General features: G+C 43.7%; 12 protein-coding genes and 1 tRNA gene. 12 read left to right on the forward strand and 1 reads right to left on the reverse strand.

Translation table 11 applies throughout. The annotated features are described in order from the left end of the window. Positions 1-395 precede the first annotated feature (395 nt). Both BMW45_RS21390 and BMW45_RS21395 read left to right on the forward strand, forming a co-directional pair. Positions 396-2,138 carry an ABC transporter ATP-binding protein gene (locus BMW45_RS21390; RefSeq protein ID WP_092248740.1) on the forward strand — a complete coding sequence of 581 codons (1,743 nt, stop codon included), beginning with the start codon at positions 396-398 and terminating at the stop codon, positions 2,136-2,138. Next, positions 2,114-3,889, forward strand: a complete 1,776-nt coding sequence (locus tag BMW45_RS21395; protein ID WP_092248743.1) for an ABC transporter ATP-binding protein — start codon at positions 2,114-2,116, stop codon at positions 3,887-3,889. The genes BMW45_RS21390 and BMW45_RS21395 overlap by 25 nt, the downstream gene beginning before the upstream one ends. Positions 3,890-3,907: 18 nt before the next feature. On the opposite strand, the gene BMW45_RS29225 is transcribed toward BMW45_RS21395, so the two are convergent. Beyond that, positions 3,908-3,997 carry a hypothetical protein gene (locus BMW45_RS29225; RefSeq protein ID WP_465220286.1) on the reverse strand — a complete coding sequence of 30 codons (90 nt, stop codon included), beginning with the start codon at positions 3,995-3,997 and terminating at the stop codon, positions 3,908-3,910. A 114-nt stretch (positions 3,998-4,111) separates the two neighbouring features. On the opposite strand from BMW45_RS29225, the gene BMW45_RS21400 reads away from it, so the two are divergent. The 10 genes from BMW45_RS21400 (at position 4,112) to wecB (ending at position 15,812) form a co-directional block, all read left to right on the forward strand. Then, complete coding sequence (locus BMW45_RS21400; protein ID WP_092248746.1) at positions 4,112-4,972, forward strand: patatin-like phospholipase family protein; 861 nt, start codon at positions 4,112-4,114, stop codon at positions 4,970-4,972. 34 nt (positions 4,973-5,006) lie between these two features. Further along, on the forward strand, positions 5,007-7,292 hold the full coding sequence (gene pcrA, locus BMW45_RS21405) for a DNA helicase PcrA (RefSeq protein ID WP_092251154.1): 2,286 nt from the start codon (positions 5,007-5,009) through the stop codon (positions 7,290-7,292). A 216-nt stretch (positions 7,293-7,508) separates the two neighbouring features. After that, positions 7,509-7,802, forward strand: coding sequence for a hypothetical protein (locus BMW45_RS21410; RefSeq protein ID WP_025232686.1), 294 nt, complete (start codon positions 7,509-7,511; stop codon positions 7,800-7,802). Between the two features lie 169 nt (positions 7,803-7,971). Beyond that, positions 7,972-9,351, forward strand: coding sequence for a 23S rRNA (uracil(1939)-C(5))-methyltransferase RlmD (rlmD, locus tag BMW45_RS21415; RefSeq protein ID WP_092248748.1), 1,380 nt, complete (start codon positions 7,972-7,974; stop codon positions 9,349-9,351). Between the two features lie 145 nt (positions 9,352-9,496). Continuing rightward, positions 9,497-9,570, forward strand: a tRNA-Ala gene (locus tag BMW45_RS21420). A gap of 167 nt (positions 9,571-9,737) precedes the next feature. Further along, positions 9,738-11,492 carry a DUF5050 domain-containing protein gene (locus BMW45_RS21425; protein WP_092248751.1) on the forward strand — a complete coding sequence of 585 codons (1,755 nt, stop codon included), beginning with the start codon at positions 9,738-9,740 and terminating at the stop codon, positions 11,490-11,492. Between the two features lie 247 nt (positions 11,493-11,739). After that, positions 11,740-11,883, forward strand: coding sequence for a hypothetical protein (locus BMW45_RS28060; RefSeq protein ID WP_166433435.1), 144 nt, complete (start codon positions 11,740-11,742; stop codon positions 11,881-11,883). 132 nt (positions 11,884-12,015) lie between these two features. Then, on the forward strand, positions 12,016-13,467 hold the full coding sequence (locus BMW45_RS21430; RefSeq protein ID WP_242883195.1) for a glycosyltransferase: 1,452 nt from the start codon (positions 12,016-12,018) through the stop codon (positions 13,465-13,467). Then, positions 13,451-14,716: a hypothetical protein gene (locus BMW45_RS21435; protein ID WP_092248757.1), complete on the forward strand. Its 1,266-nt coding sequence runs from the start codon at positions 13,451-13,453 to the stop codon at positions 14,714-14,716. Before BMW45_RS21430 ends, BMW45_RS21435 begins: the two co-directional genes overlap by 17 nt. 4 nt (positions 14,717-14,720) lie before the next feature. Beyond that, entirely contained in the window at positions 14,721-15,812 is a 1,092-nt protein-coding gene (gene wecB, locus BMW45_RS21440) for a non-hydrolyzing UDP-N-acetylglucosamine 2-epimerase (RefSeq protein ID WP_092248760.1), read from the forward strand. Positions 15,813-15,819: the final 7 nt, after the last annotated feature.

Here is a 15,819-nt window from a genome sequence, read left to right on the forward strand (position 1 = left end):
TGTAATAGATAAAGAAAAGTGATATATTGCTTGACAAAATAAAAAATTGGCAGTATTCTAGTAATTGTACAATTAATACCAATAATTCTAAGAAAAGGAGGCAGATACTATGAAACGCAACTATTGTGCAAATGGAATGAATAGAATAGAAAAATTATTTTATATTAATTCAGTCTGCCTCAGTGAAGATAGAATCTCATGATGATCGACGTCAAGGGATGAGTGACGGCTCTAATCAGGAGCTGCTTCAATGAGTTTTAACCGCAGTCTGAATTGACTGCGGCTATTTTTTTGCAATTTACCGAAAAAGACCGCACTATGCAGTTTTTTTCGGTTTTTTTACATATAAGGGCTGAAAACCCATTCATGCTTGCAGTAAATAAAGGAGGAAAAGTATGAAAAATCTATGGAAGTATGGAAAGAAGTACAGTTTTCTGTATGCTTTGGCGATTGTGGCTATGGTCGTCAGCATCCTTTTGGATGCAACGGCTCCCCAGATCACAAAGCATATTATTGACGATGTTATTGTGGGAGGAGAGATGCAGATTCTTATGAGGCTGCTTTTGGGGCTTGTGGGAATTGGACTTGGAAGAGCGGTACTTCAGTACACAAAGGAATTTATATTTGACTATGCCGCATCCGGGATCGGCTGCAATTTAAGGAAGGATTTATTTGACCACATCCAGACCCTGTCCATGGGGTATTTTGACAGCCATAATACAGGAGAATTGATGGCCAGAATCAAGGATGATGCGGAACGAATCTGGAACGCTTTCGGATTTGTGGGAATGCTGGTGTTAGAATGTTCCATTCACACGGTTATTGTTATTGTCTGTATGTACCGTCTAAGTCCCAGCCTTACTCTGATTCCGCTGGTAATTCTCCCTCTGATCGCCTGGTATGCGGTTAAAATGGAAAACGGTTTGGGAGAGGTTTACGATAAGATCAGTGAGCAGACCGCCGAATTAAATACGGTTGCACAGGAGAATCTGGCCGGGGTCCGTACCGTTAAAGCCTTTGCCAGAGAAGGTTACGAGATCGAGAAATTCAGGAAACACAATAAGCGGTATTACGATTTAAACATGAAGCAGGCCAAACTGATCGTCCGCTACCAGCCTAACATCTCCTTTTTGTCTAAGGTTCTTTTAATGGCAGTTATTGTTGTAGGCGGTATTTTGGTCATTAACGATAAGATGACCATTGGAGATCTGGGGGCATTTTCCGAGTATGCCAATAACATTATCTGGCCGATGGAAATGGTGGGCTGGCTCAGTAATGATATTGCAGCAGCGGTGGCTTCCAACAAAAAGATCAAAAAGATCATGGAGGAGCAGCCGGTCATCCGCAATCCAGAGAATCCGGTCCTGCCGGAGTCGATCCAGGGAGAACTGGTCTTTCAGCATGTAGACTTTGAACTGGATGGAAAGAGTATTTTGAGTGACATTGATTTTACCTTAACAAAGGGAAAAACCCTTGGCATCATGGGGGTCACCGGTTCCGGTAAAAGTTCCATTGTCAATTTGATCGAGCGCTTCTATGACGTAACAAAGGGAGAAATCCTTTTAGACGGGATCAATGTAAAGAATCTGCCCTTAGCATTTCTAAGGGGTCAGGTATCGGTGGTCATGCAGGATGTATTCCTCTTTTCAGACAGTATTACGGAAAACATTAAGACTGGAAATAAGGATGCGACGGAATGGGAAAGCGTGCAGCAAGCTTCCATTTCTGCAGGAGCCCACGGCTTCGTTCAGAAGCTTTCCGAGCAGTATGATACGGTAATCGGGGAGCGGGGAGTCGGGCTTTCCGGGGGACAGAAGCAGAGGATCAGCATAGCCAGAGCCATTGCAAAAGAAACGCCTCTGTTAATCCTTGATGATTCCACCTCAGCTCTTGATATGGAGACAGAGAAAGAGATCGAGGCCCATCTTACAGAATTAAAGGACAGTTCGAAAATCATTATCGCCCACCGCATTTCTGCAGTGCGCCGTGCCGATGAGATCCTGATCTTAGATGAAGGACGGATCGTGGAACGGGGAACCCATGTGGAGCTTATGGAAATGCGTGGACAGTATTATAAAACCTATCAGGTACAGTATGGAGAGGAGGAGATGAAATGGCAGTCAATTCAAGCAGAATAGATGAAGATCACAAGGAAGTTTTTAAAAAGGATACCCTGCTTCGCCTGTACCGATATCTCCTGGATTTTAAAAAGGAGATCGTCATCGTTCTTTTTATCATGGCTGGAACCATAGCCATCAGTATGTCAGCACCCCTTATGATGGAATATGCCATCAATTCCTGTGTGGCTAAAAAGGATATGACAGGCCTTTTATGGCTGGGATCTGGTGCAATCGTGCTATTCCTTTTATTCCTTGCAGGCACCAAGATGCGTATGCGCCTTATGGCGGACGTATCAAACCGTGTGCTTTTGAATATCAGGGAAGAGCTTTATAAGCATATTCAGACTCTTGGTTTTGGCTTTTTTGACAGCCGGCCAACGGGAAAGATACTTGCAAGAATTATTGGAGATGTGAATGCTTTAAAGGATGTGTTATCAGACAGTGTGACTCAGCTGATACCGGATCTGATTACGGTCGTCTGTGTGGCGGTCATCATGCTGATAAAGAATTACCGCTTGGCGATGGCGGCACTGCTGACGCTTCCTATATTGGCTGTGGGCATGTTTCTGATTGAGACCACGGTTCATAGAAGGTGGCAGATCTACCGTAAAAAAACATCAAATTTAAATGCTTATGTACATGAAGATTTATCCGGGATCCGGATCATACAGAGCTTTGCGGCAGAACCAGAGACAAAAGAGGTATTTCATGACCTGGTTAACCAGCATTATAAATCCTTCATGGATGCGGTTATTGTAGCGGATGGCTTCGGCCCGCTTGTAGAAGTAACCTGGGGACTGGGTGGTTTCCTGCTGTATTTTATAGGAATCCGGATTGTTGGAGTGGAGAATATCGGAATCGGTACATTTCTTGCGTTTTCAACCTATATCGCTATGTTCTGGAGCCCGATTCGGAATCTGGCTAACTTTTATAATAAACTGACCACCAATATTTCCGCAGCAGAACGTATTTTTGATATCATTGATACGGAAGCGGAAATTACTGATCAGGAGGGAGCAGAGATCTTACCGGAAATTAAGGGTGAGGTGGTCTTTGAGCACGTATCCTTTGCTTATGGAGATGAGCCGGACCGGCTGATTCTTGATGACGTTAATTTTTCCGTTAAGCCTGGAGAAACCATTGCGTTAGTAGGACCAACAGGCGCAGGAAAGACCACCATTGTAAATCTGATCAGCCGTTTTTACGAAACAACCGGCGGAAAGATATTTGTTGACGGACACGAAATAAAAGAAGTGACTTTAAATAGCTTAAGGAGTCAGATGGGAATCATGACCCAGGATAATTTCCTGTTCTCCGGAACCATACGGGACAATATCAAATACGGACGTCTGGATGCGTCTGATACCGAGGTGACAGAGGCAGCTAAAGCAGTCAATGCCCATGAATTTATCATGAAGCTGGAAAACGGATATGATACGGTAATCAGCGAGAGAGGGGCAGGCCTTTCCATCGGACAGAGGCAGCTTCTGGCGTTTGCAAGAACCATGGTTTCAATGCCTGGGATTTTGATCCTTGATGAGGCTACTTCCAGCATTGACACCCATACCGAGCTTTTGGTACAGCAGGGAATCGATGCACTTCTGCGGGGCAGGACTTCCTTTGTCATTGCACACCGCCTTTCTACGATCCGCAAGGCTGACCGTATATTTGTTATTGACCAGGGAAATATCATGGAGGCCGGAAGCCATGAGGAACTCATGGAACTAAAAGGCGCCTACTATAAACTCTACCAGAGCCAGTTTTCCTAGGGCGTATCTGGAAACTGATTATTGCAAGATGTGCGCATACTTTGTGGGGGATTTGCTCCAATTGAAGGTGTTGCAGTTCACTGTACCAGCTGAATTAGGGGCAAATATACCACAAAGTGGGCGTGCGGATTAAGGCAATGAGCTTTCAAAAATACCATGGTTTGGAAAAAAGATTGACCGAACGGTCGAAATGCAATAGAATAGAAGGCGAGGTGATATAAGATGACAGAAGGAGCATTGGTTTTAGAAGGGGGTTCCCTAAGGGGCGTATTTACGGCCGGGGTTTTGGATGTATTCATGGAACAGGGAATTGAAATGTCCTATGTGAACGGAGTATCAGCCGGTTCTATGTGCGGCATGAGCTATGTAAGCAAACAGATCGGCCGTACCATTAAAGTGGATTTGGATTACGTCAATGATAAACGGTTTTTAAGCTTTCGGAATATGGTAAAAAACCGCTCCATTTTTAATTTTGATTTCCTGTTTGGGGAATTGTGCGATACACTGGTTCCCTTTGATAATGATACTTTTGAGAAGTCCCAGCAGACCTTTGAGGTGGTTGCCACCCGCTGTAAGACAGGTAAGCCGGAATATTTTGAAAAGAGTTCCTGCGATGATTTTATCAGCGCTGTAAAGGCTTCCAGCAGTCTTCCTATTTTATCCAGTATGATCCCGATAAAAGGAAAAAAGTATCTGGATGGAGGCTGTTCCATGTCCATTGCATATCAGAGAGCCATTGATCTGGGATATGATAAGATCGTTGTGATTCTCACCAGGGAGCACGGATATCGGAAACCTCAGCTTGACAAATGGACGAAAAAAGGGTATGAACGCTATTTCGCCCCTCTGCCTGAGCTTATGAAGGTTTTAAATGAGGTCCCGGACCGGTATAACCGGATGCAGGAGGAGATTGACCGGCTGGAAGAAGAGGGAAGAATCTATGTCATCCGTCCGGATAAGCATGTTACAGTTCAGAGAACTGAAAAAGATAAGCGAAAGCTGGAGGCCCTGTACGGGGATGGGCGGCGTCTGGCGGAAGAACATATGGGGAAGCTGAAAAAGTATTTAGAGATTGAAGAGTGAGAATGAAAGAGGAAAGGAAAGTACGGTACAATTTATGAGCATTTATGATACATTGAATCCAATGCAAAAGGAAGCGGTACTCCATACGGACGGACCGCTTCTTGTGCTGGCAGGAGCCGGGTCCGGTAAGACCAGGGTTCTTACACACCGCATTGCCTATTTAATAGAAGAGAAAAGCATCAATCCATGGAATATCCTGGCCATCACTTTTACCAATAAAGCGGCAGGTGAGATGCGGGAGCGTGTAGACCGTCTGGTGGGCTTTGGTGCGGACAGCATCTGGGTATCCACCTTTCATTCATCCTGTGTGCGCATTCTCAGACGGCACATTGAAAGCCTTGGTTATACGACGAATTTCACCATATATGATTCCGATGACCAGAAAACTCTGATGCGCCATGTACTAAAGGGCCTTGATATGGATCCCAAGATCTATAAGGACCGGGCGATGCTTGGATTTATTTCCACGTCAAAGAACGAGCTTGTAACGGCCCAGGAATTTGAACTGAATGCCGGCGGTGATTTCAGGCAGAAAAAAGTGGCGCAGATTTATAAAGAATATCAGAGCCAGCTAAAAAAGAACAATGCCCTGGACTTTGATGATTTAATCATGAAAACCGTGCAGCTGTTCCAGAATAATCCGGAAATCCTGGATTATTATCAGGAACGTTTTAAATACATTATGGTGGATGAGTATCAGGACACTAATACGGCCCAGTTTAAGCTCATAAGCCTGCTGGCAGGAAAATACAGGAATCTCTGTGTTGTTGGAGATGACGACCAGTCCATCTATAAATTCCGCGGCGCTAACATTGAAAATATCCTAAACTTTGAAAAGGCTTATCCGGGAGCAAAAGTGATTAAGCTGGAACAGAACTACCGGTCCAGTAAGAGCATTTTAAATGCAGCCAATGAGGTGATCCACCATAACCGGGGGCGGAAGGATAAAACCCTATGGACTGCCAATGAGGAAGGTCCACTGGTACAGTTTAAGCAGTTTGATAACGCTTCGGAAGAGGCAGATGCCATTGTCCGTGATATTTTAAACAGCTCTTCTGACTACCAGGACTGCGCTGTCCTTTACAGGACCAATGCCCAGTCCCGTCTGATTGAAGAAAAATGCCTTCAGCATAATGTTCCGTACCGTATGGTAGGAGGCGTGAATTTCTATCAGAGAAAAGAGATTAAGGATATCCTGTCCTATTTAAAGACCATTGCCAACGCACAGGATGACTTAGCCTCTTTAAGAATCATCAATGTGCCCAAGAGGGGAATTGGAGCGACCAGTCTGGGAAAAGTGCAGGCTTTTGCTTCTGAACATGAATTTTCCATTTATGATGCTTTTTGCCGTGCAAAGGCTGTGCCGGGACTTGGTAAAACGGCGGAGAAGGTTCTTAAATTTACAGTACAGATCGAGGATTTCCGGGGAAGGCTTGAAGAAGAGACGTATTCGATCCATGAACTGATCGAAGATGTCCTTGATGAAACCGGCTATCAGAAGGAATTAGAGGCTGAAGGTGAAATCGAGTACCAGACACGTCTGGAAAATATAGAAGAGTTGATCAATAAGGCGGTCAGCTTTGAAGGGGAGCATGAGCATCCCAACTTAAGTGAGTTTCTGGAAGAGGTAGCCCTGGTAGCTGATGTGGACCGGATGGATGACTCGGAAAACAGAGTAACACTTATGACTCTTCACAGCGCCAAGGGACTTGAGTTTCCAAGAGTGTATTTAAGCGGCATGGAGGACGGGCTGTTCCCAAGCATGATGTCCATTTCCTCAGATGATAAGGAAGATGTGGAAGAAGAACGCCGGCTTTGCTACGTTGGAATCACCAGAGCTCAGAATTTCCTGATGATGACGGCGGCGAGGCAGCGTATGGTCAATGGAGAAACCAGATATTCCAAGGTCAGTCGATTCATAGATGAAATTCCTGATGTGCTTTTGGATTCAAATAAGCTGGAGCCAAGATTGTCTGCCTCTCGTACGGATTACGATGACAGCGGTCTCCCATGGGGAAAAACGAAATCATCCGGCCGGACCGCGGGTGTCAGCAGTTTTGGACCTGGAAACAACTCATATGCATCAAAAACCGCAACGCCCGTATCAACCCCTGGCTTTGGCAAAGCATTTACCGTAGAAAAATCAGCTTCTTTAAATTATAAAGAAGGGGACCGGGTCAGCCATGTGAAGTTTGGGGAAGGCGAGGTTTTGGAAATCAAGGACGGCGGAAGGGATTTTGAAGTCACAGTCCAGTTTGATCAGGCAGGCATCAAAAAAATGTTTGCTTCCTTTGCCAAGCTGAAACTTGTACGAGTTTGATCTAAAAATACATAATTTATTAAAAAAAAGCAAAAATGATAGTAAAAGAATCAATATAATGGTATAATAACTGCGACAGGCAGAGAGACTAAAACTTAGCCGGAAGATATGAAGGAAATGCCTTACAGGCATCCCTTTACACCCAATAAAGTGTGGTGGGTTCTGCCCTGAAAAATGGGCATAAAATAGCAAGGCTCTCAGAAAGGACGTGGAGTTATGAACAGATTTGATGCAATGAGTAAAGAAGCCATGAGTAAGCTGGAAGATCTTATGAACTCAAGCAGAGTAAATGAATTGCTTCATAGAAGGGAACAGGAAGAAAAGAAGAAAAACTGTATCCTCTGGATACTGGCTATCATAGGTGCAGTGGCGGCGGTGGCAGGAATTGCCTATACCGTATACCGTTTCTTCACACCGGACTATTTAGAAGATTTCGAAGACGATTTTGATGATGATTTCGACGATGATTTCTTTGAAGATGATAAACCGGGCGAAGGTTCTGAAGAGTAGGATCGGCATTATAAAGAGAGAGCGTGCCTCAGATAGTGAGACACGCTTTTTTGCTCGATTGGAATTAGAAAAAGTCATATGGCCTGCAGCATTTGCCAGATGCAGAAATGTAAATATTTGCGCCTGGCGGTTTGCCTGCAGAGATAAAGATAGAAGAGGAGTACGCATAGTGAAAAAGGGTGAGATATACGAAGGTACGATAGGAAGATTTGATTTTCCTGACAAGGGAATCATTGAACTTCCGGAGGGGAAAATTACGGTAAAGCATGCACTTCCCGGCCAGAAGGTCCGGGTTATGATAAACAAAAAAAGAGGAGGGCGCTGTGAGGGGCGGATTCTTGAGGTATTGGAGCATTCAAGCCTGGAATCGGCAGAGAATCCATGTCCTCATTTCGGAAGCTGCGGGGGCTGCGTTTATCAGACAATTCCCTATGCGGAGCAGCTTAAGATCAAAGAGCAGCAGGTTAAGGCCCTTATTGACGGAGTCTGCGAGGATTATGAATTTGAAGGGATTCTGCCAAGCCCTGTAGAAGCGGAATACCGGAATAAGATGGAATTTTCCTTTGGGGATGAATATAAGGATGGCCCTCTTGCTTTGGGAATGCATAAGAGGGGAAGTTTTTATGACGTGGTGACTACTACGGAATGTAAGATTGTCAATCCTGATTTTTGTGACATCCTGAAGGCAGTAAAGGAGTATTTCGAACAATTAGGGACCGGTTTTTATAAGAAGATGCAGCATACGGGATATCTGCGTCATCTTTTGGTGCGCCGGGCTGTTAAGACCGGTGAGATTTTAGTGGCCCTGGTTACTACAACGCAGGAAGAGGTAGATTTGAAGCCTCTTACGGATCTGTTGCTGGGGCTTTCTTTAAATGGGAAGATTGTGGGTATTCTCCATATTTTAAATGATAGTCTAGCAGATGTGGTTAAGAGTGACAGGACTGATATTTTATATGGACAGGATTATTTTTATGAGGAGCTTTTAGGGCTGAAGTTCAAAATTTCCCCGTTTTCTTTTTTCCAGACCAATTCCCTTGGGGCGGAAGTTTTGTATGAGACGGTCAGAGGATATGTGGGAGAGACTAAGGATAGGGTGGTCTTTGATTTATATAGCGGAACAGGTACGATAGCTCAGATCATTGCTCCGGTTGCCAAAAAGGTGGTTGGCGTGGAAATCGTTAAAGAGGCGGTGGAAGCGGCAAGAGAGAATGCAAAACTGAATGGTCTTGATAATTATGAATTTATTGACGGGGATGTACTTAAGATCATTGACGAGTTAAAAGATAAGCCGGATTTGATTATTTTGGATCCGCCGAGAGATGGGATTCATCCTAAGGCGTTGGGGAAGATTGTTGATTTTGGCGTGGATCGGATGGTTTATGTTTCTTGTAAGCCGACTAGCTTGGCTAGGGATTTGGTTGTTCTTCAAGAGAGAGGGTATCGGGTGGAGAAGGTTTGTTGTGTGGATATGTTTCCTTCGACGGCGAACGTTGAGACGGTGATAATGATGACGTATTGTGGTAATGAGGACAAAAACCAGGGTTAGACCACAAGATGTTGTGATTTTTAGCATAAAATACCAGGACTAAAAAATGCGATTTTTGGCCCCGTTTTTTCGCTGCTTCCACGGATGACATAAGATAATTGAAGGTAAAACCTTTCTAAATTATTAATATAGATAGGCAGGAAATGAAAGGTATAGCTCAGCTGGGAGAGCGCTTGAATGGCATTCAAGAGGTCATGGATTCGAATCCCACTATCTTCACTTAAACGGTAAGTCACAGGCACCAATTTGTGGAAAGGAGCAATAAGTGAATAACATAAATCAAAATATTATTTATATAATGGGAAATTCATAAGCAAGAAAATAATTGCTTGTTATGGTTATAAAATAGTTAACATGATGGTCTTTCCTACTAAAAAGGAGCAGGTATGAAAAAAAGTGTGGCTATTTTTATCGTTTTATTATCTATTCTGAGTTTCAGCAGTTGCGGGACTCAAAGTAAGAAACTTGCGGAAGTAGTAACTAGTATTCCGGAAATCGAAGCAAGCGATGCCAAACCTTCCGCGCTCTCTACAACGTCAGAATCGGAAAATGCACTGTCTGGCACCCCGGTAATCACATCAAAGGTTGTAAATAACTGTGGGAACTGTGTGATTCAAGGCGAAAAGATTTATTATACTAACAGCTATGATAATGGAACACTTTACAGTATGAATGTCAACGGCAGTGATAACCGAAAACTTAACAATGATTGGACGCCGTGGTTCTGTGCATCCGGCGACCGGATTTATTACCAAAATGGGAATGACGGGATGAATATCTACGTCATGAATACCGACGGCAGCGGGCGGAAAAAGCTGAATGACGATGATTCTGGGAATATTAATATCATCGGCGACAGGATATATTATAGCAATACTGATGACGGCTTTACACTTTACAGTATGAACATCGACGGCAGTGACAGGAAAAAATTGAATGGTGACATTCCCTTGTATATGAATGTGGTCGGTGACCGGATTTATTATTCCGGTGAACTTAGCGGTATCAAGGGTATCTACAGCGTAAAAACCGATGGAACCGATAGAATAAAGTTGACCGATGACAGCCCATATCTTTTGAGTGTGGCAGACGGCTGGATTTATTATAACAATGAGAATGACGGTTCCAAACTTTATGCTATCAGAACCGACGGCAGTGATAGGCATAAGCTGAACGACGACTATACGTTAAGTATAAATGTGGTTGATGGCCGAATTTATTACCAAAATGGAAATGAGGGGAAAATCTACAGCATAAATTCAGACGGCAGCGATAGGAAACTCCTGTCCGACGATAGCGCGGACTGGCTCGTCGTTGGAGATAGCCGGATTTATTATACAATAACCGGCGCAAATATCTATTCTATGAACATAGATGGCAAAGACAAACAGCTTTTAATGGATTTAACAAGCAATGTGTACAAGGATGTGACCTATGAAATCAACGCTCGTCTGCGTAAAGATATGCCGGAATACCGTTTTGTGGCCACAGGGATAACGCAGACGGGCGATTGGATGCCAGGCTATGTTATGGGTCTGAAGGTCTACGATGAAAACGGTCGTTCCATCCTCTCGGCAGACTTTTCACAGACTATTGATGATGTAGTGGTCGGAAACTACGTTTATACTGAAATGATGGACACAATGGGTTTGCATGTTGCAGATGTAAATTTTGACGGATATAAAGATGTGATTATCTTGAATACTTTTGGCGGTGCACATTCCAATACGTGGTATGATTGCTGGCTATGGAACCCGGAAACGTCGTCATTTGTCAAATCTGAATCGTTTGCCGGCATTTGCAATCCCGCGCTTGACCCAGAGAAAAAATATATTTACTCAACCGGAGGCTCGGGAGCAGGCAGACAAGAGTGGGATATTTATCAGTTTATTGACGGTGAGTTCGTGGTTACGAATAGTTTGTCTTATGAATTGACAAATGAGGTTTATCATTTTATAGAACAAAAGCTTGTAAATAGGAAAATGAAAATCGTTCGGGACGATGTTATACAGGAAGAGAGCTTTGATAATGCGCTGTCTGCTGCAGGTTATATCAACGACAATCTTTGGCAGTTGGATAATCCGCGTTGGATATTGAAAAAGTGGAAGGTTGGGAGCTTATCTGGAAAGCAAAATGATTAATATGGTCACAGGCGGATGACGTATTGTGGTTTAGAAGGAAAGCAGGGGTTAAAGCCACAAGATGGACGGAACCATCGTTTTTTTGATTAAAGGTAAGCAGCATTTGACACGATCTCCCAAACTGTGCTATACTTAAGCAGTCAGCAGCTATCAATTGCAGACAACTTGATTAAATAGGTAACCAAGTCACTTCCCATTATGGTAGGTGGCTTTTTTGTATTAATTTAAAGAAAGGAAGGTATAAATTATGGGAGATAAGAATCCTAAGAAACAAAAAAAGAAAAAACGTGTGGTAACTGATGTTAATCTTAACCCGGCTTCATTAAAACCAGAGCCAGCTGTAGAACAGGTCCCAAGCAAACGACAGATGAAACAGAACCGGGGGAGATAATCACAGGCTAGGAGAAGGGAAGTGAATTAACTGAAGAAACAAACAGTTTTAATTGGTAGTCCGGTCTTTCAAAAGCCGGAGATATTGAGTACATTTCTAGGTTCCCTACAGCAGTTGAAAAGAGAATCCATCATGATTGATTATATATTTACCGATGATAATACGGATCCACAGTCAAGCCGGTTGCTGGAGTTATTCAAACCGGAAAAGTCGGCGGTAACGATTCTTTTGGGTGATAAGGGAAGCACTTATATGTGTGATGAAGGATCCCACTATTGGAGTGATGCACTGATGTTTCGGGTGGCAAAGTATAAGAATAAGATGATTCAGCATGCAATCCGGCATAACTACGATTATCTGTTTTTTGTTGATTCTGATTTGATTCTGCATCCGGATTTGATTGAACATTTAAAATCAGTTAAAACGGATATTGTCTCAGAAATATTTTGGAGCAGGTGGCATTACAATACACCACTGGAACCTAATGTATGGTTATTTGATGAATATGATTTGGTTCCCCGGCAGTTAGGGGAGGAATTGGATGAAAAAGAAATGCAAAAGAGAAGAGATGCCTTTCTCGACCAACTTAAAATACCAGGAGTATATAAGGTTGGGGGGCTGGGAGCCTGTACCTTGCTTAGCCGGGCAGCTCTGCTAAAAGGAGTTGATTTTTCGCCGATTATGAATCTGACCATTCATGGCGAGGATCGTTTTTTCTGTATTCGGGCTGAAGTTCTGGGCCTGTCTCTTTATGTAGATACAACATATCCTGCTTATCATATCTATCGGGAACGGGATTTGCCGGGAGCGGCTGATTATGTACGGCAATGTAAAAACGGCATTCCCCAGATCCGGCATCCGAAGCGGAGCAACCACAAAATCACACTGTCTATGATTGTCAGAAATGAAGAAGAACGTTATTTAAAGAAAATGCTTACCAGTCTCCAAAACTGTATTGATGAGGCTGTTATTATTAATGATGCAAGTACGGATAATACGGCAAAAATCTGTCGGGAAGCGATGCCGGAGGTTGTAGTGCATCTGATTACCAACCAGCAATCTATGTTTGCTGATGAAGCAAGTCTTAGAAAGCTGCAATGGGAAGAAACAATAAAAACCAATCCGGAATGGATATTAAATCTGGATGCGGATGAGATAATGGAAGAGGCATTCTGGAAAGATATTGATAAACTCATCAATGACAATGCGTCAGCCAATGCGTTCAGTTTCCCATTGTATGATATGTGGAATGAAACACAATACCGGGATGATGAATTTTGGAATGCTCATAAAAGACATCATTCTTTTTTGCTCCGATATCAGCCGGAGACGGTTTATAAGTGGAATACGAAGGCTCAGCACTGTGGACGGTTCCCTGCTTATGATGGAGAGGAATTAAGTTATAAAACTTCATATCGGATTCAGCATTTCGGCTGGGCCAGGGAAGCTGACCGAATTAGGAAGAAGAATCGGTATCAGCAGCTGGACCCGGATGCTGTTTTCGGGATCAGGGAGCAGTATGATTCGATTCTGGATGCTAGTCCTGATTTGGCAGAATGGATGGTTGATGAGAAAAAACAATAAGAAAATCAATGTTGGGATTGGCTTTGTAACCGGCCGGAAAAATTTTAAAAAAGTTGCCAAAGCCTATATTCAGAGCTTTTCAGAAAATGATGAGCTGGATTGCGAACAGTATGCCCTTCATCTTTTTGTTGCTTATGATCTGAACTATAAGGGAACCCAGGTGAGTGATTATCAGATTACGGACGAGGAGCTTCTGGGTGCTGTTGATTCGGCTCACTATCTGGGGCCGTCCGCTATTTCTACAGAAGCGGACGCTCTTGTGAAAGACAAAGTAATTACAGCCAGGGAAGCAAAGCTGATCTTTGGCGAAGGTTATGCAATGTTACGGAATGCAGTCTTGTATTTTGCGGTTAAGAATAAGATGGATTCCATTATATTTCTTGATGATGACGAATATCCGATTGCCAATATCCGACTGGAGCAGGGCATCGCCTGGAAAGGACAGGAGATTTTGTCTGCTCATATCAAAGGGATTCAGAAGGCTGATATGACTCATGGACATCACTGTGGCTATATATCGCCAATTCCTCAGTTCCGGTTTAATGAAACGCTGTCTGAAGATGAGTTTCACACTTTTATTGGAGCTATCAGTAACGATATTATTAATTGGGAGTCAGTCAAAGAGAAGATGGAAGCCGGAGGTGTTACTTATGCCAGTGCGGAGATCATGGAGCATACTCAGACCGAATGGGTGGAAGCGGTAGATGGTATGAAGTTTATTTCCGGAGCAAACCTGGCAATCTGCCTAAAGGAAACCGATAAGATATTTCCGTTCTATAATCCGCCTGGTGCCAGAGGGGAAGATACATTTTTAAGTACCTGCATCAGCGATTGCCGGGTTCTTAAGGTAGGGTGCTATACCTTTCATGATGCTTATTCTGCATATGGGCAATTGCTCAGCGGTATACTGCCGGAACACCTAAAGGCGATAGATACGGAAACTCCCTTTGCATCAAAGAGGTTTTTGCAGGCGGCAATCGGCTGGATTCGCTATAAGCCGCTGCTGCTGTATATCACTCAGCCGAAGGAATATTTAAAGAAGATGGAAAGCATTGAGGAAGCCCTGAAAGCGGTGTTGCCAAAGTTTTGTCAGTATTTCGGTAACAATGATTTTCAGATTATATTAAAAGAGTTTCGCCAATATCGGGCACTTGTGAATGAGCATTTTACGGACTTTGAAAATACGAAAAAGGCGTGGATCGATGTGATGAATTCATTGAAAATGATTCCTCAGGAAAAAAAGAGGTAGGTATTTGAAAACAATTATGGTTACGTTTGGAACACGCCCGGAATCAATTAAAATGTGTCCCGTGGTAAAAGAATTAAAAAAGAGAGCGAATGTAAAGACGGTTGTCTGCGTATCAGGGCAGCACCGGGAGATGCTCGATCAGGTATTGGCAGTGTTTGAGGTGGAGCCGGATTATGATTTGTCGGTGATGCAGAGCGGCCAGACTTTATTTGAGATTACGCAGCTGATTCTCGGCGGAATGAAAGCGGTTCTGGAAACAGTCAAGCCGGATATAGTTCTTGTGCACGGCGATACTACGACAGCGTTTGCAGCAGCGCTGGCATGCTTTTATCTGGCGATTCCGGTTGGCCATGTAGAGGCCGGACTTCGTACTCATAATATGAAATCTCCGTTTCCGGAAGAATTCAACCGGCAGTGCGTGGGGCTTATTGCATCTCTGCATTTTGCCCCAACCAGGGCAGCAGCCGATAACCTGATTATCGAGGGAAAAGATGTGAATACCGTTCATGTAACCGGTAACACCTCGATTGATGCTTTGAGAACAACGGTACAAAATGGCTATCAGCATGAGCAGCTTAAATGGGTGGGAGAGAGCCGACTGATTCTTCTGACAGCACACCGGCGGGAGAATATCGGTATTCCGCTGGATAATATGCTCCGTGCCGTTATCAGGATCGTAAATACGGTTGAGAATGTAAAGGTCATTTATCCGGTTCACAGAAACCCTGCAGTGCAGAAAGCGGCCAATGAGATTCTGGGAGGGCATGATCGAATTCATCTGATCGATCCACTTAATGTTCTGGAATTTCATAATATCATGGCAGCATCTTGTTTCATATTAACCGATAGCGGCGGGATTCAGGAAGAGGCTCCGAGCCTTGGCAAACCGGTCCTTGTTATGCGGGATACGACTGAGCGTCCCGAAGGTGTTGCCGCCGGAACCCTGAGACTGGTAGGAACCAATGAGGAAGATATTTATCAAGCTGCTCATTTGATTTTATCAGATCAGAAAGAGTATCAAAAAATGAGTGCAGTGGCGAACCCTTATGGTGATGGTTCTGCCAGTGAGCAGATCGTGGATATATTGCTGCAATAACAAGGGG

This window comes from Lacrimispora sphenoides, from assembly GCF_900105215.1.
Taxonomy (GTDB): Bacteria; Bacillota; Clostridia; order Lachnospirales; family Lachnospiraceae; genus Lacrimispora; species Lacrimispora sphenoides_A.